The sequence below is a fragment of the Pseudomonas sp. ATCC 13867 genome, from assembly GCF_000349845.1.
Taxonomy (GTDB): Bacteria; Pseudomonadota; Gammaproteobacteria; order Pseudomonadales; family Pseudomonadaceae; genus Pseudomonas.
The window spans coordinates 712782-734075 of the sequence record NC_020829.1 but is presented as its reverse complement, the minus strand read 5'-3'; the positions used below and the strand labels follow the sequence as shown (position 1 = coordinate 734075).

The window sequence follows — 21294 nt, the reverse complement described above, 5'->3', positions numbered from 1 at the left end:
TGGCTTGCATCCCCATAGCCTACCGTTCGTCTCTCCATTACTCTTGCGCATCGCTCAACCGGTACAAGGATTCCCGATGCGCTGGATCACCCGTCCCGGCCTGCCAGGCCATTTGCTGGCCCTGGCCGCCGGCGCGCTCACCCCGTTGGCCCTGGCGCCGTTCGGCTACTGGCCGCTGGCGCTGCTGTCCCTCGCCCTGTTCTACCTCGGCCTGCGCGGCGCCACCGCCGGCTCGGCACTGTGGCGCGGCTGGTGGTATGGCTTTGGCGCCTTCATCGCCGGCACCAGCTGGATCTACTTCAGCATCCACGACTTCGGCGGCGCCTCCGGGCCGCTGGCCGCCTTCCTGGTGATCGGCTTCAGCGCCGGCGTGGCCTTCTTCTTCGCCCTGCCCGCCTGGGTCTGGGCACGCTTCTTCCGCCGCAACAACGCACCGGTCAGCGACGCCCTGGCCTTCGCCGCGCTGTGGGTGGCGCTGGAGCTGTTCCGCAGTTGGTTCCTCACCGGCTTCCCCTGGCTCTACGCCGGCTACAGCCAACTGGAGGGCCCGCTGGCGGGCCTCGCGCCCATTGGTGGCGTCTGGCTGGTGTCGTTCGGCATCGCCCTCTCCGGCGCGCTGATCATCAACCTCCCGGCGCTGATGCAGCGTCCGACGCGTCTGGTCACCGGCCTGATCCTGCTCATCGCCCCCTGGGCCGTGGGCCTGGGGTACAAGGGCCACGCCTGGAGCACCCCGGCCGGCTCGCCGCTGAAGGTCGCCGCGCTGCAGGGCAATATCGCCCAGGAAATGAAGTGGGACCCGAAAGCCATCACCCATCAGCTGGAGCTGTACCGCGACCTGACCGCCGAGCAGAGCGACGTCGACCTGATCGTCTGGCCGGAAACCGCCGTGCCGGTCCTCAAGGACCAGGCCACCGGCTACCTGGAGATGATCAACGGCGTCGCCAGCGCCAAGAAGGCCGCGCTGATCACCGGGGTTCCGGTACGCCAGAAGACGGCTGATGGCGTGCGCTACTACAACGGCATCACCGTGGTTGGCGAAGGCAGCGGCGACTACCTCAAGCAGAAGCTGGTGCCCTTCGGCGAATACGTGCCCATGCAGGACCTGCTGCGCGGCCTGATCGCCTTCTTCGACCTGCCGATGTCCGACTTCGCCCGCGGCCCGGCCGACCAGCCGCTGCTCAAGGCCAAGGGCTACAGCATCGCGCCGTACATCTGCTACGAAGTGGTCTACCCGGAGTTCGCCGCCGAGCTGGCGGCGCAGAGCCAGTTGCTGCTGACCATCAGCAACGATGCCTGGTTCGGTACCTCCATCGGTCCGCTGCAGCACCTGCAGATGGCGCAGATGCGCGCCCTGGAGGCCGGCCGCTGGATGGTGCGCGGCACCAACAATGGCGTCACCGCGCTGATCGATCCGTTCGGCAAGCTGGCCGTGCAGATCCCGCAGTTCCAGCAAGGCGTGCTGCGCGGCGAAGTGGTGCCGATGCAGGGCCTGACGCCCTACCTGAAGTGGCGTGTCTGGCCGCTGGCGATCCTGGGGGCGGTGCTGCTGGCCTGGGCGCTGGTCCGCCGCCGGACGCACCCGGAAGAACGCCGGTTGTTCGGCTGATGCCAACGAAAAGGGCCTCGCGAGAGGCCCTTTCTCAATTACCTGGCACTACACGGCAATCCCGTACAAGCGGACTTCGTTCGCGAGGGCCATGCGCCCGGGACTGATCGCGGACGGAGTCCGCTCCCACACAAGCCGGAAATCCGGCTTTTCGTGGATCCTCGGCGGTTCGCGAGCAGTCGTCCCCCTCCGACTCCGGCACGCTCTTCGTAGGAGCGAGCTTGCTCGCGAACCAAAGCCAGGCCTAGCGATAGAACAACCGATACCCCACCAGCCCGATCGCCTCATTGAGCAACTGCTCGCTCTGCCAGAGGGCCCGCCCCTCCGGCAGCCAGCCACCCAGCGGCCGGGCGTTGTCCACGCCGATATACCCCAGCGGCGCCGGCACCACCTCCAACCCCGCCTTCTCGAAACTCCACAGCGAGCGCGGCATGTGCAGCGCCTGGGTCACCAGGACCACCCGTCGGATACCCGCCTCGCGCAGGATCGGCGCACTGAGCCGGGCATTTTCCCAGGTCGTGCGGCTTGCCCCCTCCTGCCAGCGCACCTCGACGCCGTACTCGTCAGCCAGGCTGCGAGCCATGATGTAGGCTTCCGTCGGCGGCGTGCCATAGTGCAGGCCGCCGGACGTCAGCACCGGCAGGCCACTGGCCTTGGCCAGGCGCGCCGCATAGCGCAGCCGCTCGCCAGCCATCAGCCCGGGCTGATCCTCATCCCAGGCACGGTCGCCGCGCATCCGGCCAGCGCCCAGCACCACGATGGCATCGGCGCGCTGCGCCAGCCCGGCCCAGTCCGCCTGTTTCAACGGTTCCACCTGCTCCAACCGGCGCGCGCCCCACTCCACCGTCACCGGCAGGCTCATCGCCCACAGACCGAGAAAGCCGCCGAAGAAGCACAGGATCGAGAAACGGGGGAAACGCCGACGCAGCAGGAACGCCAGGAGCAGCAACAGAAGCAGCAGTCCTGGCGGCATCAGAATCTGTTTGAGGATGTAACGAAAGGGCATTGGCGACTCCTTGTCGAGTGCCAAGCCTAACGGATCATCGGGATATCAGCGCGCCTTTGCGTTGCGGAACAACTGGGAACCGCAGGACGTGCAGGGCAGCACACCCTGGCTGCGGCTCCAGGCCACCAGCGTGCCACACAGCGCGCATTGCAACTGCTGCGTATGCGAGCGCGACACCAGCCGCGGACGGCTGGGCGGGGTGACATGGCGTGGCGGCCGGGACGCCCGTGCGGGGCCCTGCTCCAGCAAGGCCAACTCCTGTGCGGCGGCATGCCAGCCGCGCAACCAATTCACATCCTGATCGAGATAGGCCCGGATCAACTCCATTTCCGCACTGCTCAATCCGCGCAATTCCAGCTCAACGGGGCATTCGTCTCGTAATCGCTCGGCGGTATCGGCTTCATCCAGAGCCAGCGCCAGTCGTTGCAACAACCGTTCATACAGACCGGAACCCGAAGCACTTGCGCGATGCAGCTCAGCCATCAGTCACCTCAAGACAGGCGGAAACCTCCCGCCCTCAGGCAAAGCTTAGCGGCCCACCCCGCGCCACACCGAGCGTGCGACAAACGGCGCGGGCTACCGGCTCGCGGAGGGGTCATGTATGCTACGAGGCTTTCTGTAGCCGCCCGCCCCATGTCTTCTCAGGGGCCAGCGAAGCGGAGGACCACTCGACCTCCCCGGCCGCACAATTATCTTCCGTACAGGTTCAAATCGCGCCATGCACGAGCAATACCAGCCCCTCGAGATCGAATCCCAGGCCCAGAAATTCTGGAACGAACACAACTCCTTCCGCGTCGACGAAGTCGCTGGCAAGGAGAAGTTCTACTGCCTGTCGATGTTCCCGTATCCGAGCGGCAAGCTACACATGGGGCACGTGCGCAACTACACCATCGGTGACGTGATCAGCCGCTACCAGCGCATGCAGGGCAAGAACGTCCTGCAGCCGATGGGTTGGGACGCCTTCGGCATGCCGGCGGAAAACGCCGCGATGAAGAACAACGTCGCACCGGCGGCCTGGACCTACGACAACATCGCCTACATGAAGGCCCAGTTGAACAGCCTGGGGCTGGCCATCGACTGGTCCCGCGAAGTCACCACCTGCAAGCCGGACTACTACCGCTGGGAACAGTGGCTGTTCACCCGCCTGTTCGAAAAGGGCGTGATCTATCGCAAGAACGGCACCGTGAACTGGGACCCGGCGGACCAGACCGTACTGGCCAACGAACAGGTCATCGACGGCCGTGGCTGGCGTTCGGGCGCGCTGATCGAGAAGCGCGAAATCCCGATGTACTACTTCAAGATCACCGCCTACGCCGAAGAGCTGCTGGAAAGCCTCGACCACCTGCCGGGCTGGCCCGAGCAGGTCAAGACCATGCAGCGCAACTGGATCGGCAAGTCCCGTGGCATGGAGATCGCCTTCCCCTATGACCAGGCTTCCATCGGCGAAGCCGGCCAGATGAAGGTCTTCACCACCCGCCCGGACACCCTGATGGGCGCCACCTACGTTGCCGTGGCCGCCGAGCACCACCTGGCCACCCTCGCCGCCCAGCGCGACCCGTCGCTGCAGGCGTTCATCGACGAGTGCAAGCGCGGCGGCGTCGCCGAAGCCGACATCGCCACCCAGGAGAAGAAAGGCGTTGCCACTTCCCTGTTCGTCGAGCACCCGCTGACCGGTGACAAGCTGCCGGTGTGGATCGCCAACTACGTCCTGATGACCTATGGCGAAGGCGCCGTGATGGCTGTTCCGGGCCATGACGAGCGTGACTTCGAATTCGCCAACAAGTACGCCCTGCCGATCCGGCAAGTGATCGCCCAGGTTGGCGCCGACAACGATTTCGAACCGAGCGTCTGGAAAGAGTGGTACGGCCTGAAGGACGAGAGCGTCGTCACCGTCAACTCAGGCAAGTACGACGGCCTCGGCTACCAGGCCGCGTTCGACGCCATCGGCGCCGACCTCGCCGCCAAGAACCTGGGTCAGGCCCGCACCCAGTTCCGCCTGCGCGACTGGGGCATCAGCCGCCAGCGTTACTGGGGCTGCCCGATCCCGATCATCCACTGCGACACCTGCGGCGACGTTCCGGTCCCGGCAGACCAGTTGCCGGTGGTCCTGCCCGAGGACGTGGTGCCGGACGGCGCCGGTTCGCCCCTGGCCAAGATGCCCGAGTTCTACGCGTGCAGCTGCCCAAAATGCGGCCAGCCGGCCAAGCGCGAAACCGACACGATGGACACCTTCGTCGAATCGTCCTGGTACTTCGCCCGTTACGCCTGCCCGCAGTTCGAAGACGGCATGCTGGACAAGAAGGCCGCCAACTACTGGCTGCCGGTCGACCAGTACATCGGCGGCATCGAGCACGCCATCCTCCACCTGCTCTACGCGCGCTTCTTCCACAAGCTGATGCGCGACGAAGGCCTGATCGACTCCGACGAGCCGTTCAAGAACCTGCTGACCCAGGGCATGGTGGTCGCCGAGACCTACTACCGAGTCGCCGCCAACGGTGGCAAGGAATGGTTCAACCCGGCGGACGTGGAAGTCGAGCGTGACGCCAAGGCCAAGGTCATCGGCGCACGCCTGAAGACCGACGGCCTGCCGGTGGAAATCGGCGGCACCGAGAAGATGTCCAAGTCCAAGAACAACGGCGTGGACCCGCAGGCGATGATCGACGCCTACGGCGCCGACACCTGCCGCCTGTTCATGATGTTCGCCTCGCCGCCGGACATGAGCTGCGAATGGTCCGACTCCGGCATCGAAGGCGCCAACCGCTTCCTTCGCCGCGTCTGGCGTCTGGCCCAGGCCCACGTCAACGCGGGTCCTGCCGGCGCCGTGGACAAGTCCGCGCTGGACGACGCACAGAAGGCCATTCACCGCGCCATCCACCTGGCCATCCGCCAGGCCAGCCAGGACGTGGGCCAGCACCACAAGTTCAACACCGCCATCGCCGCCGTGATGACCCTGATGAACGTGCTGGAAAAGGCCCCGGCCGAATCCGCCGCCGACCGCGCCCTGCTGCAGGAAGGCCTGGAAACCGTCACCCTGCTGCTCGCCCCGATCACCCCGCACATCTGCCACGTGGTCTGGCAGGAGCTGGGCAAGGACGGCGCCGTCATCGACGCCAGCTGGCCGCAGGTCGACGAAGCCGCCCTGGTGCAGGACAGCCTGCAACTGGTGGTACAGGTCAACGGCAAGCTGCGTGGCCACATCGAAATGCCCGCCAGCGCCAGCCGCGAGGAAGTCGAGGCCGCCGCCCGTGCCAACGAGAACGTGCTGCGCTTCACCGACGGCCTGACCATCCGTAAAGTCATCGTGGTGCCGGGCAAGCTGGTCAATATCGTCGCCAACTAAAAGCAACGCTGGAAAAGACCCATTCGCCCGTGGCACCTTCGCCACGGGCACCCCGGATCAACAGGAGTGAGGGAAGCTTGATGAAACGTATCCTGACCAGCCTCGCGCTGATCGGCCTGGCCAGCGTGCTGAGCGCCTGCGGTTTCCAACTGCGCGGCCTGGGCGATACGAACTTTGCGCTCAAGGAAGTCGACCTGACCGCGCGTAATGCCTACGGCGATACGGTCAAGCAGCTCCAGCAGGTGCTCGAAGGCAGCGGCGTGAAAGTCGTCTCGCGCGCGCCCTACCACGTCATCCTCGCCCGCGAGAACGTGACCCAGCGTACCGTCAGCTACACCAGCTCGGCGCGTAGCGCGGAAAACCAATTGACCAACACCCTGGACTACGAAATCCGTGGCACCAACGACCTGCTGCTGATGAACGGCCAGGTCCAAGTGCGCAAGGTCTACGTACAGGACGAGAACAACCTGGTCGGCTCCGACCAGGAAGCCACGCAGATCCGCGAAGAAATGCGCCGCGACCTGGTCCAGCAGATGGCCATGCGCCTGCAGATGATCACCCCGGCCCAGCTGGAAGACCTGCAACGCAAGGCCGAAGCCAAGGCCAAGGCCGAAGCGGACGCGCAGAAAGCCGCGGAGGACGCCGCCAAGGCCCAGCCGCAGCAGTCGCCGATCGAATTTCCGCAAGCCGAGTGACAGACAGGGGCCGGACACACCGGCCCCTTTTTCATCATGAAGCTCAATCCCGGACAACTCGCCAAGCACCTGCAAGGCAACCTCGCCCCCGTCTACGTCGTCAGCGGCGACGAGCCGCTGCTCTGCCAGGAAGCCTGCGACGCCATTCGCACGGCCTGCCGCCAGCATGATTTCGGCGAGCGCCAGGTGTTCAACGCCGAAGCCAACTTCGACTGGGGCCAACTGCTCGAAGCCGGCGCCAGCCTCTCGCTGTTCGCCGAAAAGCGCCTGATCGAACTGCGCCTGCCGTCTGGCAAGCCCGGCGACAAGGGCGCTGCCATCCTCCAGGAATACCTGCAGCGCCCGCCGGAGGACACCGTCCTGCTGGTCAGCCTGCCCAAGCTCGACGGCAGCACGCAGAAGACAAAATGGGCCAAGGCCCTGATCGACGGGAATGCTGCACAGTTCATCCAGATCTGGCCCATCGATGCGCACCAGTTGCCGCAATGGATTCGCCAGCGCCTGTCCCAGGCCGGCCTCGCCGCCAGCCAGGAAGCCGTGGACCTGATCGCCGCACGTGTGGAAGGCAACCTCCTGGCCGCCGCCCAGGAAATCGAAAAGCTCAAGCTGCTGGCCGACGGTCAGCAGATCGACGCCGCCACCGTCCAGGCAGCGGTAGCCGACAGCGCGCGCTTCGACGTCTTCGGCCTGATCGATGCCGCCCTGAACGGCGAAGCTGCTCACTGCCTGCGCATGCTCGAAGGTCTGCGCGGCGAAGGTGTGGAGCCGCCGGTGATCCTCTGGGCGCTGGCCCGGGAAATCCGCGTGCTGGCGGCCCTGGCCCAGCAGTTCAGCCAGGGTGTGCCGCTGGAAAAAGCCTTCAGCCAGGCCCGCCCCCCCATCTGGGACAAGCGCCGCCCGCTGATGACCAAAGCCCTGCAACGGCATACCGCGCCGCGCTGGAACCAGATGCTGCAGGACGCCCAACTGATCGATGCACAGATCAAGGGGCAAGCGCCGGGCACCCCCTGGAGCGGCCTCGCCCGCCTCGCCCTGCTGGTGGCCGGACAGCGCATCAGCCTGCCGTCGGCCTGAAGCGCCTTCAGACCTGCTGCAACCTGTAGGAGCGAGTTTGCTCGCGAACAGTGTCTAATGCCGCAGCGTCAGGCGCCCCACAGCGACAGGCTCCCTACCTCCATGAGGCTTCGGTACGACGGCATTCGCGAGCAAGCTCGCTCCTACGAAAAGCCGCGGCCGGGCGTCATCGGCTCTACTCCCACTCGCGGACTTGCCGCACCTCCACGCAGCCCAGGCGGCCCGGCGGAATCTTCGCGGCGATGCGCTGGGCCTCATCCATATCCGCCGCTTCGATCAGGTAGAAACCACCAAGCTGCTCCTTGGTTTCCGCGAACGGACCATCGGTGATCGACAGGCGCTCCCCCTGCCCTCTCAGCGTCCTGCCCGTCAGCGTCGGCAGCAAGGCGTTGGCGGCGATGTAGTTGCCGCTACGGCGTAACTGCTCACTGTAGGTCATGCATTCATCGACGATGCCCCGCAGTTCGGCCTCGGGCAGCTCAGCCGCCTTGCGCTCGTCGAAGTAGATCATGCAAAGAAACTTCATTGTTCTTGTCCTCGCGGTCATCAGATAGGCGCCGCAGCCAGAGTAGTCCCGAAAACTGCCAACTCGCCTTGGCCCATCCGCCGACTGACCAAAGGCATTGGACAAGCGTGCCAAATAGGCAGAACATGCGCGCGCCGGCACGGGGCCGGCGTCGATGAGGACACCCAGATGGCAAAGCGCTCCAAACGGCCGAACAAGGCCAAATCCCTGATCGCACAACCGCTGTTCCGCAGCCGCCAGGAAAAGCCCCTCAAAGGCAAAGGCAGCTACCGCCGCGAAGCCTCCCACAATTGGGAGGCTTCTTCGCTTCTGGCGGCCTGAAAACCTCGGACCTCCCGCTTTCAGCCGGACAGCCTCACCGCCGTGAAGCCCCACGCAGTACCGCCCTCATCATCCTTCCCTCCAGCCTTGACTGAGCCAGCGCACCCCAGGGCCGATACGGGAATTCCCCCGCCGTGACCATCCGACCGCCTCTGCATCCAACGCAGACGCGTTACAGTGGCCATGCTAAGGTGGCCGCTCCCCTGCCAATACTCGAGGAGAGCAATGCGCAAGCCCGTTTCATCTGTTGTCGGCCAACGCTGCCTGCTCGCCGTCATCCTGTCGCTGACCACCTTTGGCCTGCTGTCTTCCTGTGCCGAGGCACCACCTCAGGGTGTGTCCGGCGCGACATCCGCCGCGCAGCCCACGCAAAGTTTCGCTCAGTGGCGCGAGGGCTTTCGTGTCCAGGCCCTGGCTGCCGGCATCAGCGCGCAGACCTTCGATGCGGCCTTCGCCGGCCTCGAGCCGGATGATTCGGTGGTCGCAGCCGACCGCAGCCAGCCCGAGTTCACCCGCCCCGTCTGGCAATACTTGGAAAGCGCTGTCTCCCCGGCACGGGTGCGCAACGGGCAGGACCGGCTGCTGCAGAACACCGAGACGCTGCAACGCATCGACACCACCTACGGCGTGGACCGCGAAGCCGTGGTGGCCATCTGGGGCATGGAGAGCAACTTCGGCCAGCAGATGGGCAGCAAGAACGTGATCCGCTCGCTGGCCACCCTGGCCTACGAAGGCCGCCGCCCGGACTTCGGGCGCAACCAACTGATCGCCGCGTTGCAAATCCTCCAGCACGGCGATGTGCCGACGAGCAACATGATCGGCTCCTGGGCCGGCGCGATGGGCCAGACCCAATTCATCCCCACCACCTACAACCGCTATGCCGTGGACTTCGACGGCGACGGCCGGCGCGACATCTGGAGCTCGCCCACCGACGCCCTGGCCTCCACGGCGAATTACCTGAGTACGTCCGGCTGGCGGCGCGGGCAAAGCTGGGGCTTCGAAGTACGTCTGCCACAGGGCTTCGACTACGCGCAGGCCGATATGGATATCCGCAAACCCGTATCCGAATGGCAGCGCCAGGATGTACAACCCATGAACGGCAACCTGCCGGCCGAGCCACACGCCAGTGCCTCGTTGCTGCTACCGGCGGGCTATCGCGGGCCGGCCTTCCTGGTGACGGACAACTTCCGCGCCATCCTCAAGTACAACAACTCCACGTCCTATGCACTGGCAGTAGGACTGTTGGCGGATAGCTTCAAGGGTGGCGGTCAGTTGGTCGGGCAGTGGCCGGTGAATGACGCGCCGCTCTCCCGCACAGAGCGGATCGAGCTGCAGCAGTGCCTGGCCAAGCGCGGATTCGACCCTGGCACGGCGGATGGCATCATCGGTGCCAATACCCGCAAGGCCATCCGCGCCTACCAGCAATCCCAGGGGCTCCCGGCGGACGGGTATCCAACCCCTGTCCTGCTCGGCCGACTGCGTTCCGGTAGATAAGGACGACAACCACGGCCTGATGGGGTAGGCCGCGGAGGGCGACTGTCACTGATAATCGAAGGTGAACACCATCTGGCTCTGCACGGTCCCGGGCGAAATGGTGGTACCCGTTCTATGGTAGCGGGCGAAATACCCGAAACTGACCTGGCCGTTGGCGGAAATATTGCCCAGATCCACGCGCTGATCGAGTGGCATGGACGAGAAGTCGCTTTTCAGCAACTGAATGCCGACACCCTGGGCGGTGCCCTGGGAACCCAGTATCCCGGACTGGGAATCTACCGCCGTCACGCCAGGCGCCGCTTCCATCCTGATCCCGACCTTCAGGTTCTTGTTGCACAGCAGGCCGATATTGAAGGGCGTTCCTCCGGCGACCGAACCCACCCGGGAAAGCGCGGAGAGTCCTACCTTGGGCAACTGCACCGTACTCGGGCTGGTGACCGTGCAGGTCACGCTGGATATCTGCAGGTTTCCCGCTGGAGAGATCATGGAAGGCGCCAAGGCACCACTGCTGTAGTTGAGTACCCAAAGCGTCTCATAGACACCGAACAGCCACGCCGCGTTGGCGCTGGTCAGCATGCCGGAGTCAACCGGAGTTCCAGCCGGAGAGGTCTTGACCAGTTCCATGGCCCCGGTGAGGTTGTACAAGAGCGTGTATGGCGCCGTTCCTCCGCCCTGGAGCTGACCGAAATGGGAAGCGCACTGCTGGTTCTGTGCGTTCTGGACCCGATTGCCTGACGCATCCAGCAGGGCCATGCCCACGCCGGCTATACCGGTGGAGTACACGCCAGGAATACCCGGTACGGGGCTGGCCGTTCCACTGGCCACACAGGCCACGATCGTGGAACCGACCGCGGGTGGAGGTGCGCCGTTACCGACCCACGCGTCAGGTGTGCAGGCGCCGGTGATGGTGAAGGGGCGATAGGTGCCGGGAATGGTTGCCCCGGCAGACAGGCCCTCTGGCACCACCACGCTCATGTTGTAGTCCAGGCTCTGTGGCAGGCTGCCATTGAACGCCTTGCAGTCCGCCCGGACCGAACCGATGTGCGAAAGAACCGCCGCAAGCATGAGCAGTGCGAGAGCCCACTGCCTGCATGGCAGTTGGAAGAAATGATTGCAACGCATCCGTCAGACCTCGTTTCGATTGATGGGGACGCTCAGGTCCCGGAAAGCGCCAGGGCGCCGCCGCGGGTAACGACCTGGCAGCGCACCGCGACTTTCTGCACGACAGCCCCCTTCGCAGATTCGGAGGGCAGGCTGTAGCCGAGGCGGCAGCTCTGCCCCTCCCCTTCGCCCCAGCGAATCAGCAGCCGCCCCTGCTCCGCAATGCCGCGGAGGAAGATCTGCCCGCCCTGCCCGACCATCGACAGCGGCTTGCCATCGGCATCCAGCACCTCAGCACCGAGCGGAATGGCTATACCGTCATCCCGGGTCACCTGGAGGAGTACCGGCTTTCCCGCCACGGTCGGGTACTTGAGCATCACGATGGAACCGAAACGGGGCGCCACCGATTGCGAGGTCACCTCCAGCTCCACATCCGGAGAGATTCCCTTGGGATCGATCTCGACCTCGTTTTGCCGGTAGGGCATCAGGCCGGATACCACCGCGTAACCATTGTCGGATACCTTGGCGCCGACATTGTTGAGTACCTTCGCGCCGCCGGCGCCCTTGGCCTCGACGATGGCCATGGTTTCGCCCTGGTTCTGGGTGAAGTTGACCCCGCCAGGATGGGCCACAAGGCTGCCACGGGCACCGAAACTGGCCTGCCTGTAGTCATCGCCGTTGCTCGCAGAAGCGCTGAAGGCGGCCATCGGCGCGTTGTAGGTGGCGGACAATCCTTCGCTACCGGACCTGTCGCCGTCGCTCTTCAATGCCGAAGCAAAGAGGTTGTAGCTGAGCTGATGCTGCTCGCCCAGACTGCCGCCGAGGTTGGTCTGGAGGCTGTTGTTCCTGCTGTCGGAATAGCTGGTGGTGGTGCTCAGATACATCGGACTGGATGAGGTGGCGCCGATGGGCAGGTTCACGGTCACCATGTAGGTGCTGTCGAAATTCCCGTCCTCATTACGCGTACGCGAGGCCGACAGACCGAGGCTGCCCCAACTGAAGCCGGTGTTGTAACCGGCCTGGAAGGTGGTATTGCCTTGGCTGCGGTTCCAGTAGTCCTGCCTGGAGCCGGTGAAGTAGAAACTGCCGTACTCTCCCAGCGGCTGGGTAACACTGAGCTGGAAACGGTTGCGCTGGCGATAGACCTGGCGGTTCGGATCGTCGCTGTCTCTGAGCCATGCGTAGTCCTGCAGATTGAGAAAATCCGCACTGGAGAACCGATAGGCAGCCACGGTGAAGTTGGTGCTGGTGGCATCCAGCAGCTTGCTGTAGGTGAGCCGGTAGCTCTGTCCACTCATGGAACTGCTGGTGTCGATGCCGTCCGGCAGGCCGCTGGCCTGGGAATAAGTGACATCCGCAGCCAGTGCACCGAGCGGCGTGCTGAAAGCCAGGCCGCCCATACCGGACAGATATTTCTCGGCGACGATCCCGCCGGCGTAGGCAGTCATGAGATTGGAGACGCCGTGCTGGTAGGTGCCCTGTACGAAGCTGGGCGCATCGTGCAGGTTGTCGTCGCGATACTGACCGGCGGTGACGTTGTAGCGGGTCACCCCAGGCCGCACCAGTTGCGACACCGACGCATAGGGCACGACGAACGACTTCACGCGGCCGTCGGATTCCGTCACCACGATCGTCAGGTCGCCGGCATAGCCGGTGTTGTACAGGTCATCGATAACGAACGGGCCGGGCGCCACCGTAGTCTCGTACAGGGTGTTGTCACCCTGTTTGACCGTAACCCGCGCATTGGTATCAGCAACGCCACGGATCGTCGGCGCGAAGCCGTTCTGGGAGTCCGGACGCATGCGATCGTCCGATCCCAGCTGGACGCCGGTATAGGGAACGCTGTCAAACAGGTCGCTCGGGCTGTAGTACTCACCCAGGGTCAGTTGCGACTTCAGGGCGGTGACATCCCGCTGGGCATAGGCGTTCAGCGAGTCGAAACGGCTGGAGGAAGGAGCGCCCTGGGTCTGGCTGCGGTTGTACGAGCCGTTGTAACGCAGACGCCAGTCCTTCAGGTTCAGGCCCGCATTGACGCCGGCGTAGTACTGGGTACTGTCGGCGCCATCACGACTGTCGGTCTGGAAGACGTTGGCATTGTAGGAAAGGAAACCGGCGGTCACGCCCCTGTCCCATTCGCCAGGGTCGACATATCCACGCGCGCGACGGCCTGCATAGGCCTGCGGTACGCTTATGGTGGCACGCTGTTCGGACATGTCGACATCCAGTGTGCTACCGGGGACGGTCTGCTGGAGATCCAGGCACTCCGGCTCATGGCCGCTGCTCTGGCTGCCCTTGGGCAGCTTGGTGAAATCGATACCCATGGCCCGAAGCTGGCCGCGCTTGAAGCAGTAACCAGGCGCGGCGTTCTTGCCTTCCCCGCTGACGACCCTGACGTCCTGCCGGCCGATCCAGTTGCCATTGACATAGACATCCAGCCGGTAATTGCCCGGATCGACGGGATTGCCATTCTCGAAGCGCGAGAGATCGACCGAAGTGCCGCCCTCGCCATTGCTGAAGAAGCTGGGGTTGAAGGCAGCGAACTGGTTGGACACGTCCGCCAGCGCTTCGGCACAGATGCCGACAGCAGCAGACAGCATTCCCAGCATCAACCACGACCTGGCGGAATGCAGTCCGCACGCCCGCCTCCCAGCATTTCCAAAGCGGGAAATTCGTTGAAAACTTCTGATCCTGTTCATGGTCCCCCTTCGCCCGCCGGGCATACGGATGCCATACGGCAGGCGGGACATTCATCCCGGAAAGACGTGAGAGATAAGGAGAAAGCGATAGGCTGTAATACTTGGATCAGCGTCGCAGTAGGGACTCACCCGGGATCGACGCACCGTAGTCGTTGATCCAGTTGTAGGTGACCTTCATCTCGCCGGTTGGTGGAGTAGCAAGCCCCTTCAAAGGGAAGCTCATGGTGGAACCCGGCCTGACCATGCCGTCGGCATCGCTGGTGAAGCGTTTGCCGGCGACGAGCAATGTCACCCTGCCGAGGGACAGGTGGTAGGCGCTGGCATTGGTGCAATTCAGCGCCAGGCCGTGAGCATCCGGCGTCAGCGTCCAGGCCAGTTTCTCGGCCGCCTGCGAGGGATTGCCGGGCAAGCCCGCCGGGCGATAGAACAGCTTGATCCGGGAGCGGTAGGCCACCTGCATGTAGTTGATGTCCTTCTGCGTTGGCAGCGGCGGGACATCCAGAACATTCAGCCAGAACACGCTCTCCCTATCGCCTGGAAGAGATTCGCCGGTGAACGCAATGCGCAACGTCTGCCCCTTGCTGGCATCGAGCCTGGCAACCGGCGGCGTCACCACGAATGGAGCGTCGGATTGCTCGGGACGGGTCTTGGGATCCCCCCTGTCCACCCAGGCTTGCACCAGGGCGGGCGTTGTTCCTGCGTTGGTCAGCTTCACGGTGACTTCACGCTCAGCTGCGGGATAGACGACCCGGGTTCCGGTAATCACCACATTGGCCTGCGCCATCAGGGACGACAGGGAGGCAACGGCTACCAGGGAGGTCAGGAGGGTGCGAGAAAGGGACCTGCGCATTGCATCACCACAATTCAAATCGCGAAAACCGTCCGGGGCCAGGGCCCCGGAACGGGGCTTACTGATAGTCGAGGGTCATGTAGACGCTGGACGTTACAGGACCAGCGATTACCGGCGCGACATTGGCGAAGTACTGGGCGTAGTACTGCAGCGTCGCGCTGCCGCTGGAGGTGTCCACCGTCTGGGAACCGCCGTTGGTGGCCAGGTTGATCGGGGAGAACGAGTCATTGAGGAGTTGAATCTGCGCATTCGAACCAGCGGCGGCCTGGTTGATCAGGTTGCCGTTCGCGGTATCGATGGTCGGACCCGGCTCAAAGTGCGCCGTGGCACGCGCCGAACTGCAGTCGGTCAACTGGAAGTTGAACGGAGTGCGGCCGGCCCAGTCGCCGACGGTTGCCAGCGCGTTGACGCTTACGGTGGGCAGGTTGACGGTCTTGGTAACGGCGCTGTCGCTACCGTCGATCTTGCAGGTCTGGTCCGTCACCTCACCATTGAAGTTCACCAGTGCGTCATAGGCGAAGGCATTGCTGCCCAACCCCAGGGCGATCAGGGCGACGGCGGCATGAAGCTTTTTCATCTGAAATTTCCTCGATTTGCTCTGTGCTGGCGCCTCTCGGAGGAGGCTTGCTCGGCAGGACCGGCCCCTTAATGGGACCATCGTCCATGCCTGCACTGATTCTATTGGGGGGCAAATACGAGGAGGAGTCAGGTATTTCCAGAACCTCTGAAGGAAATTTCCTATCTGGTAATACCAATCACCCCTAAACAAGTGACAATCGCTAGCAATTCACACCAGTTACCAATGTAACTCCTTATATTCAAAAGCTTTTCAACCGCCCTACCAGGCTCCGAACGCACCCTCGCAGGGCACGAAGTAGCAGTGGGTTGTAGAGTGCACACACAAGAAAACGCCGCCTATCCTCGCGGAAAAGCGGCGTTTCCTGCAGCGACAGACCGGGCTCTGCACGAAAAGTCGTCGAGCGATGGCCAGGCGAGGAGCAACGAGGGCAACAGCCGATGGACGAGCGCCAGCGCGTCAAACCGGTGAGGAAGCGGAGTCTACGTGCTGTAAACGAGCATTCCGAACCGGTTTCAACGCAGCGTCACGCGTGCAGCCCGCGGGCGCCTTCGCCAGAACCTAGCCGATCTTCTCGCCGTGCGCCTGCTGGTCGGCATGGTAGGAGGAGCGTACCAGCGGGCCGGAGGCGACGTTCTTGAAGCCCATCTTCGCGCCTTCCTCGGCGAACCAGGCGAAGGTGTCCGGGTGGACGAAGCGCTGCACCGGAAGGTGGTTGCGCGAGGGCTGCAGGTACTGTCCGAGGGTCAGCATGTCGATGTCGTGCTCGCGCATACGGTGCATGACTTCGATGACTTCCTCGTCGGTTTCGCCCAGGCCGAGCATCAGGCCGGACTTGGTCGGTACGTGCGGGACCATCTGCTTGAACTTCTGCAGCAGGTCCAGCGACCACTCGAAGTCGGAGCCCGGACGCGAGGACTTGTACAGGCGCGGTACGGTTTCCAGGTTGTGGTTGAATACGTCCGGCGGCTCGTTGGCGGTGATTTCCAGGGCGATGTCCATGCGCCCGCGGTAGTCCGGGACCAGGGTTTCCAGCTGTACGCCGGGGGACAGCTTGCGGATCTCGCGCAGGCAGTCGGCGAAGTGCTGGGCGCCGCCGTCACGCAGGTCGTCGCGGTCCACCGAGGTGATCACCACGTACTTCAGGCGCAGGTCGGCGATGGCGATGGCGAGGTTGCTCGGCTCGTCGACATCCAGCGGCTTCGGACGGCCGTGGCCGACGTCGCAGAACGGGCAGCGACGGGTGCAGATGTCGCCCATGATCATGAAGGTCGCGGTGCCGCCGGAGAAGCACTCGCCCAGGTTCGGGCAGGAGGCCTCTTCGCAGACGCTGTGCAGCTTGTGCTTGCGCAGCAGTTGCTTGATGCGGTCGACCTCGGGAGAAACGGGGATGCGCACGCGAATCCAGTCGGGCTTCTTCGGCAGTTCCTCGGTGGGGATGATCTTCACCGGAATGCGCGCGACCTTCTCTGCGCCGCGCAGCTTGACGCCGACTTCCACCTTGCCCGGCTTGGCGGCCGGGGCTGCCTGACCTGCGTTGTCCACAACAGTGCTCATCTAGGTTGGATCCCGCCCGTTAGGGTCTTCTGTGCCGCGTAGCCAAGGCGCTGGACGAGTTCGCCACGCAGGCGCTCGCGCACATCGGCCAATGCGATGGGGCCGGCCAGCTGACTCAGCTGGGTCATGGCCATGCCTGCGTAACCGCAGGGATTGATGCGTCGAAAGGGTTCCAGGTCCATGTCCACATTGAGGGCCAGGCCGTGGAAGGAGCGGCCGTTGCGGATGCGCAGGCCGAGGGAAGCGATTTTCGCGCCGTCGACATAGACGCCCGGCGCATCGGGTTTGGACACGGCCGTGACGCCGTAGCCTTCGAGCAGGCCGATGAGGCTCTGTTCGATGCGCGAGACGAGGTCGCGCACGCCAATGCCGGAGCGGCGCACGTCAAGCATGAGGTAGGCGACCAGTTGGCCGGGGCCGTGGTAGGTCACCTGACCGCCGCGGTCGACCTGGACCACCGGGATGTCGCCGGGGAACAGGACGTGCTCGGCCTTGCCGGCCTGGCCCTGGGTGAACACGCGCTGGTGTTCGAGCAGCCAGACTTCGTCGGGCGTGGCGGGGTCGCGCTCGGCGGTGAAGCGCTGCATGGCGTGCCAGGTTGGCTCGTAGGGCTGGATGCCCAGCTCGCGAAAGCCCAGCGTGCCGCCCATCAGATCACCATGTGAACGCGGCCGGTGGCGCGCAGGTCTTTATGAATGTTCTGCAACTGGTCGACACCGGTGGCGGTGATCAGCACCTGCACGGACAGGAAACGGCCGTTGCGGCTGTCACGGGTGACCAGGGTGGTGACGTCGAGGTCGGGCGCATGGCGCTGGATGATTTCGACGACCAGATCGGAGAAGCCTTCGCCGGCGTCGCCGATGACCTTGATCGGATAGCGTTCGCAGGGGAACTCGATCTTCGGTGCGGGTTGCTCATTCTCGGTATTGAGACGATCGACAGAATCAGGGGTATCAGTCATGGCACTCGCGGGCGGGTGGCCCGCCTCCGCATGAGCGTCCAGGGTGGGGACGCTCCGGGTGGATCGGACGACGGCTGCCGGGCCACAGGGGAACCGCGCAGTCGCAGGCGGGCATTTTACCCGAGTTTGCGACTGCGCGTAGGGCTCAATCCCGGCTTTGTATACAAAAGTACGAGGCCGGGACAGGCGGTCAGTTGAACAGGCCGTAGAAGAACAGGCGCAGGCTATCCCAGATACGGCGGAAGAAGCCGCCTTCTTCCACGGCGTTCAGGGCGACCAGGTCGGAGGTGCGAACGACCTTGTCACCCAGCTTGACCTCGACCTTGCCGATGACCTGACCCTGCTGGATCGGCGCCATCAGGCTGGGCTCGACGACCATGTTGGCCTGCAACTGCTTGAGCTGGCCGCGCGGCATGGTCATGGTCAGGTCTTCGGCCAGGCCGGCTTTGACTTCGTGCTCGGAGCCCTTCCAGACCATCGCCTTGGTCAGCTCGGCGCCCTTCTTGTAGAAGGTCTGCGATTCGAAGAAGCGGAAGCCGTAGGTCAACAGTTTCTGGGTTTCGGCGGCGCGGGCCTGCTCGCTGTTGGTGCCGAAGACGACAGCGATCATGCGCTGGCCGTCGCGCATGGCGGACGCCACCAGGCAGTAGCCGGCTTCGTCGGTGTGGCCGGTCTTCAGGCCGTCGACGGTCTTGTCGCGCCACAGCAGCAGGTTGCGGTTGGGCTGCTTGATGTTGTTCCAGAGGAACTCTTTCTGCGCGTAGATGGCGTAGTGGGTCGGCTCGCCGTAGATGATGGCGCGGGCGAGGACGGCCATGTCCTTGGCGGAGGAGTAGTGGTCCGGGTTGGGCAGGCCGGTGGCGTCCATGAAGTGGGAGTTGGTCATGCCCAGCTTCTGCGCGGTGGTGTTCATCATGTCGGCGAAGGCGTCTTCGCTGCCGGCGATGTGCTCGGCCAAGGCGACGGAGGCGTCGTTGCCGGACTGGATGATGATGCCGTGCAGCAGGTCGCTGACCGAGACCTGGGAGCCGACCTTGATGAACATGCGCGAGCCGCCGGTGCGCCAGGCGTGTTCGCTGACGGTGACCTGGTCGGATTCGGTGATGCGGCCGCCTTCGATTTCCTTGGTGGCGATGTAGGCGGTCATCAGCTTGGTCAGGCTGGCGGGCGGCAGGCGCTCGTCGCCGTTGTTCTCGACCAGGATGTTGCCGCTGGCGCCGTCCATCAGCACCCAGGCTTTGGCCGCCAGTTGCGGCGCGGCGGGAACGACTTCAGCGGCCCAACTGGCCACGGGGGCGCTGAGCAGCACAAGCAATGACAGGCGTTTGGCGAAGTTGAAGATGTTCATCCGTCTCTCTGGGTTTCACTAATGGTCAAACAAACAATCCCCCTGGGGGGAACTCGTGCCGCGGCCTCTACGGACCGCTGCGGCTCGTGCCGTGGAAACTCAGTCCAGGCGCACGAGCTTGGGTTGGCCAAGCTTGGCCACGCGGATGCTGTCCTGCATCCGGCTTGCTTCATCCTGCGTCCCGATCGGCCCCAGGCGCACCCGGTACAAGGTCTGCTGGTTGACCACGACCGAGCTGATAAAGGCCTTGGCCCCCGTCAGGCCGCCGACCTTCTCCTTGAGTAGCTCCGCAGCGTCCGGGTTGGCGAAGGCACCCACCTGGAGATACAGGCCATCGGCTGGTAATGAAGCGTTTTTTTTTGAGTCGATCTGAACCGGCGCCAGGGGCGCTGCATGCTGCGCCGGCGGCGGAGTGTAGGTTTCGATCGGTTGCGCCATCGCCACGGCCTGGGGCTGCGCGGCGGCTGGCTGCGAGGCCATCTTCGGCAGGGCCATGATCATCGGCGGCTGCTTGCCCTGGGCGGCCCACCAGCGGTCAGGGTCGATGCCCTCCACCTTCACGTGGGCGGTGCCGCTCTCGGCGTAGCCGAGCTTCTTGGCGGCGGCGAAGGACAGGTCGATCACCCGATCGGAATAGAACGGTCCGCGGTCGTTGACCCGGACGATGACGCTCTTGCCGTTGTCCAGGTTGGTCACGCGGACGTAGCTGGGCAGCGGCAGGGTCTTGTGCGCGGCGGTCATGCCGTACAGGTCGTATTGCTCGCCGTTGGCGGTGGCCTGGCCGTGGAACTTGGTGCCGTACCAGGAGGCGGTACCGACCACGCTGTAGGTATTCGAGTTGCTCAGCGGGTAGTAGGTCTTGCCCAGTACGGTGTAGGGATTGTTCTTGAACGGCCCGTTGTGCGGCATCGGCACGGCATCGGGGATGCGCGAGACGTCGACATCCCACCAGGGAGCGCCGTCGCGGTGTGGACGGCTGTAGTCGATGGGGCCGGAGATACCGCTGTTCACTGGCTGCGGCTGAGGCGCGCGGTTACCGGTGCAACTGGCGAGGAACACGGCGCTCAGGCCGATGCAGGCGACGGACCGGAGGCCGGGACTGCTGATTCGCTTGCTCAATGGACACCTCGCGCCTTGGCGATTTCGCCGGCCAGCTGATGGACCGCCATAGCGTACATGGCGCTGCGGTTGTAGCGGGTGATCACATAGAAGTTCGGCAGGCCGACCCAGTATTCGGTGCCCTGGTCACCTTCCAGGCGCATGGCGGTCACCATCAGGTCGTCGCGCAGCACGTCATGGGTGCGCCAGCCCTGAGAGCGTAGCTGACTCAGGTTCATCTGCGGCTCGAGGCCCTGGGTGAGGGCGTCCTCGGCGGTGGAGGTGCCCAGCTCGGCCTGCGACACCACCGGCTCGCCGGTGTGCCAGCCGTGCTGCTTGAAGTAGTTGGCGACGCTACCGATGGCATCGGTCGGGTCGCTCCAGATGTTGATGTGGCCATCGCCATCGAAGTCCACGGCGTAGGCGCGGAAGCTGCTCGGCATGAACTGCGGCAGCCCCATGGCGCCGGCGTAGGAGCCGGTCAGGCTGAGCGGGTCGACCTGCTGCTCGCGGGCCAGCAGGAGGAACTGCTTGAGTTCCTTGCGGAAGAAGTCGGCGCGCGGCGGGTAGTCGAAGCCCAGGGTGGCCAGCGCGTCCATCACCTTGAAGTTGCCGGTGTTGCGGCCGAAGAAGGTTTCGACGCCGATGATGGAGACGATGTACTGGGCCGGTACGCCGTATTCCTGCTCGGCGCGGGCCAGGGCTTCGGCGTTCTGGTTCCAGAAGTCCACGCCGCGATTGATGCGCGCGTCGGTGACGAAGATCGGGCGGTATTCCTTCCAGGTCTTGACCCGCTCGGCGGGACGGGAGATGGCGTCGAGGATGGACTGCTTGCGCTCCACGTCATGGAACAGGCCCATGAGCTGTTCGCCGGCGAAGCCGTAGTCACGGGTCATCTCGCTGACGAACTCCGCGACCTGGGGCGAACCATCGTAGTCGCCCGCCTGCGCGGCACCGGACATGCCGATCGCCCCCGCGAGCCCGACCCAATGCATTCCCCTGGCTGCCCATTCGCGCAGTACTTGCATTCCTTTCTTCACT

At 64.4% G+C, this 21294-nt stretch carries 19 protein-coding genes; 6 read left to right on the top strand and 13 right to left on the bottom strand.

Annotated features, from left to right (window positions below; all coding sequences use genetic code 11):
• The first annotated feature begins 76 nt into the window (after positions 1–76).
• A complete protein-coding gene (lnt, locus tag H681_RS03420) occupies positions 77–1609 on the top strand; it encodes an apolipoprotein N-acyltransferase (protein WP_015475435.1) in 1533 nt (510 codons plus the stop codon).
• Positions 1610–1853: 244 nt separating this feature from the next.
• On the opposite strand, the gene H681_RS03415 is transcribed toward lnt, so the two are convergent.
• On the bottom strand, positions 1854–2615 hold the full coding sequence (locus H681_RS03415) for a YdcF family protein (RefSeq protein ID WP_015475434.1): 762 nt from the start codon (positions 2613–2615) through the stop codon (positions 1854–1856).
• 45 nt (positions 2616–2660) lie between these two features.
• Positions 2661–3098 (bottom strand): hypothetical protein, encoded by a 438-nt coding sequence (locus H681_RS03410; protein ID WP_041711708.1) that lies wholly within the window; start codon positions 3096–3098, stop codon positions 2661–2663.
• 235 nt (positions 3099–3333) lie between these two features.
• On the opposite strand from H681_RS03410, the gene leuS reads away from it, so the two are divergent.
• The 3 genes from leuS (at position 3334) to holA (ending at position 7724) form a co-directional block, all read left to right on the top strand.
• A complete protein-coding gene (gene leuS / locus H681_RS03405) occupies positions 3334–5955 on the top strand; it encodes a leucine--tRNA ligase (protein ID WP_015475432.1) in 2622 nt (873 codons plus the stop codon).
• 80 nt (positions 5956–6035) lie between these two features.
• Positions 6036–6650, top strand: a complete 615-nt coding sequence (locus tag H681_RS03400; RefSeq protein WP_015475431.1) for an LPS-assembly lipoprotein LptE — start codon at positions 6036–6038, stop codon at positions 6648–6650.
• A gap of 36 nt (positions 6651–6686) precedes the next feature.
• Complete coding sequence (holA, locus tag H681_RS03395) at positions 6687–7724, top strand: DNA polymerase III subunit delta (protein WP_015475430.1); 1038 nt, start codon at positions 6687–6689, stop codon at positions 7722–7724.
• Positions 7725–7899: 175 nt separating this feature from the next.
• Here holA and H681_RS03390 read toward each other — a convergent pair whose 3' ends face one another.
• Entirely contained in the window at positions 7900–8250 is a 351-nt protein-coding gene (locus tag H681_RS03390; RefSeq protein WP_041711706.1) for a YciI family protein, read from the bottom strand.
• A 168-nt stretch (positions 8251–8418) separates the two neighbouring features.
• On the opposite strand from H681_RS03390, the gene arfA reads away from it, so the two are divergent.
• Entirely contained in the window at positions 8419–8571 is a 153-nt protein-coding gene (arfA, locus tag H681_RS03385) for an alternative ribosome rescue factor ArfA (protein ID WP_015475428.1), read from the top strand.
• 225 nt (positions 8572–8796) lie between these two features.
• On the top strand, positions 8797–10065 hold the full coding sequence (locus H681_RS03380) for a lytic murein transglycosylase (protein WP_015475427.1): 1269 nt from the start codon (positions 8797–8799) through the stop codon (positions 10063–10065).
• A gap of 45 nt (positions 10066–10110) precedes the next feature.
• Here the strand turns inward: H681_RS03380 and H681_RS03375 are convergent, their stop codons facing one another.
• The 10 genes from H681_RS03375 to mltB all read right to left on the bottom strand — a co-directional run bounded on the left by H681_RS03375 (position 10111) and on the right by mltB (position 21293).
• Entirely contained in the window at positions 10111–11187 is a 1077-nt protein-coding gene (locus H681_RS03375; protein WP_015475426.1) for a fimbrial protein, read from the bottom strand.
• A 32-nt stretch (positions 11188–11219) separates the two neighbouring features.
• Positions 11220–13862 (bottom strand): fimbria/pilus outer membrane usher protein, encoded by a 2643-nt coding sequence (locus H681_RS03370; RefSeq protein WP_236620504.1) that lies wholly within the window; start codon positions 13860–13862, stop codon positions 11220–11222.
• Between the two features lie 106 nt (positions 13863–13968).
• Positions 13969–14712: a fimbrial biogenesis chaperone gene (locus tag H681_RS03365; protein ID WP_015475424.1), complete on the bottom strand. Its 744-nt coding sequence runs from the start codon at positions 14710–14712 to the stop codon at positions 13969–13971.
• Positions 14713–14770: 58 nt separating this feature from the next.
• On the bottom strand, positions 14771–15289 hold the full coding sequence (locus tag H681_RS03360; RefSeq protein ID WP_015475423.1) for a fimbrial protein: 519 nt from the start codon (positions 15287–15289) through the stop codon (positions 14771–14773).
• 561 nt (positions 15290–15850) lie between these two features.
• Entirely contained in the window at positions 15851–16846 is a 996-nt protein-coding gene (gene lipA / locus H681_RS03355) for a lipoyl synthase (protein WP_041711704.1), read from the bottom strand.
• On the bottom strand, positions 16843–17496 hold the full coding sequence (gene lipB, locus H681_RS03350) for a lipoyl(octanoyl) transferase LipB (RefSeq protein WP_015475421.1): 654 nt from the start codon (positions 17494–17496) through the stop codon (positions 16843–16845). The genes lipA and lipB overlap by 4 nt, the downstream gene beginning before the upstream one ends.
• Positions 17496–17807, bottom strand: a complete 312-nt coding sequence (locus H681_RS03345) for a DUF493 domain-containing protein (RefSeq protein WP_015475420.1) — start codon at positions 17805–17807, stop codon at positions 17496–17498. The genes lipB and H681_RS03345 overlap by 1 nt, the downstream gene beginning before the upstream one ends.
• 190 nt (positions 17808–17997) lie before the next feature.
• Positions 17998–19155 carry a D-alanyl-D-alanine carboxypeptidase family protein gene (locus tag H681_RS03340; protein WP_015475419.1) on the bottom strand — a complete coding sequence of 386 codons (1158 nt, stop codon included), beginning with the start codon at positions 19153–19155 and terminating at the stop codon, positions 17998–18000.
• 99 nt (positions 19156–19254) lie between these two features.
• The gene (locus tag H681_RS03335; RefSeq protein ID WP_015475418.1) at positions 19255–20274 is read right to left on the bottom strand and encodes a septal ring lytic transglycosylase RlpA family protein; all 1020 of its coding nucleotides are present in this window, start codon (positions 20272–20274) and stop codon (positions 19255–19257) included.
• Positions 20271–21293 carry a lytic murein transglycosylase B gene (gene mltB, locus H681_RS03330; RefSeq protein WP_086009541.1) on the bottom strand — a complete coding sequence of 341 codons (1023 nt, stop codon included), beginning with the start codon at positions 21291–21293 and terminating at the stop codon, positions 20271–20273. Before mltB ends, H681_RS03335 begins: the two co-directional genes overlap by 4 nt.
• Between the last annotated feature and the right edge of the window lies 1 nt (position 21294).

Excerpts from the sequence above, each read along its gene's own strand:
- lnt (WP_015475435.1), top strand. The coding sequence starts at position 77 with ATGCGCTGGATCACCCGTCCCGGCCTGCCAGGCCATTTGCTGGCCCTG.
- H681_RS03415 (WP_015475434.1), bottom strand. The coding sequence starts at position 2,615 with ATGCCCTTTCGTTACATCCTCAAACAGATTCTGATGCCGCCAGGACTG.
- H681_RS03410 (WP_041711708.1), bottom strand. The coding sequence starts at position 3,098 with ATGGCTGAGCTGCATCGCGCAAGTGCTTCGGGTTCCGGTCTGTATGAA.
- leuS (WP_015475432.1), top strand. The coding sequence starts at position 3,334 with ATGCACGAGCAATACCAGCCCCTCGAGATCGAATCCCAGGCCCAGAAA.
- H681_RS03400 (WP_015475431.1), top strand. The coding sequence starts at position 6,036 with ATGAAACGTATCCTGACCAGCCTCGCGCTGATCGGCCTGGCCAGCGTG.
- holA (WP_015475430.1), top strand. The coding sequence starts at position 6,687 with ATGAAGCTCAATCCCGGACAACTCGCCAAGCACCTGCAAGGCAACCTC.
- H681_RS03390 (WP_041711706.1), bottom strand. The coding sequence starts at position 8,250 with ATGAAGTTTCTTTGCATGATCTACTTCGACGAGCGCAAGGCGGCTGAG.
- arfA (WP_015475428.1), top strand. The coding sequence starts at position 8,419 with ATGGCAAAGCGCTCCAAACGGCCGAACAAGGCCAAATCCCTGATCGCA.
- H681_RS03380 (WP_015475427.1), top strand. The coding sequence starts at position 8,797 with ATGCGCAAGCCCGTTTCATCTGTTGTCGGCCAACGCTGCCTGCTCGCC.
- H681_RS03375 (WP_015475426.1), bottom strand. The coding sequence starts at position 11,187 with ATGCGTTGCAATCATTTCTTCCAACTGCCATGCAGGCAGTGGGCTCTC.
- H681_RS03370 (WP_236620504.1), bottom strand. The coding sequence starts at position 13,862 with ATGAACAGGATCAGAAGTTTTCAACGAATTTCCCGCTTTGGAAATGCT.
- H681_RS03365 (WP_015475424.1), bottom strand. The coding sequence starts at position 14,712 with ATGCGCAGGTCCCTTTCTCGCACCCTCCTGACCTCCCTGGTAGCCGTT.
- H681_RS03360 (WP_015475423.1), bottom strand. The coding sequence starts at position 15,289 with ATGAAAAAGCTTCATGCCGCCGTCGCCCTGATCGCCCTGGGGTTGGGC.
- lipA (WP_041711704.1), bottom strand. The coding sequence starts at position 16,846 with ATGAGCACTGTTGTGGACAACGCAGGTCAGGCAGCCCCGGCCGCCAAG.
- lipB (WP_015475421.1), bottom strand. The coding sequence starts at position 17,496 with ATGGGCGGCACGCTGGGCTTTCGCGAGCTGGGCATCCAGCCCTACGAG.
- H681_RS03345 (WP_015475420.1), bottom strand. The coding sequence starts at position 17,807 with ATGACTGATACCCCTGATTCTGTCGATCGTCTCAATACCGAGAATGAG.
- H681_RS03340 (WP_015475419.1), bottom strand. The coding sequence starts at position 19,155 with ATGAACATCTTCAACTTCGCCAAACGCCTGTCATTGCTTGTGCTGCTC.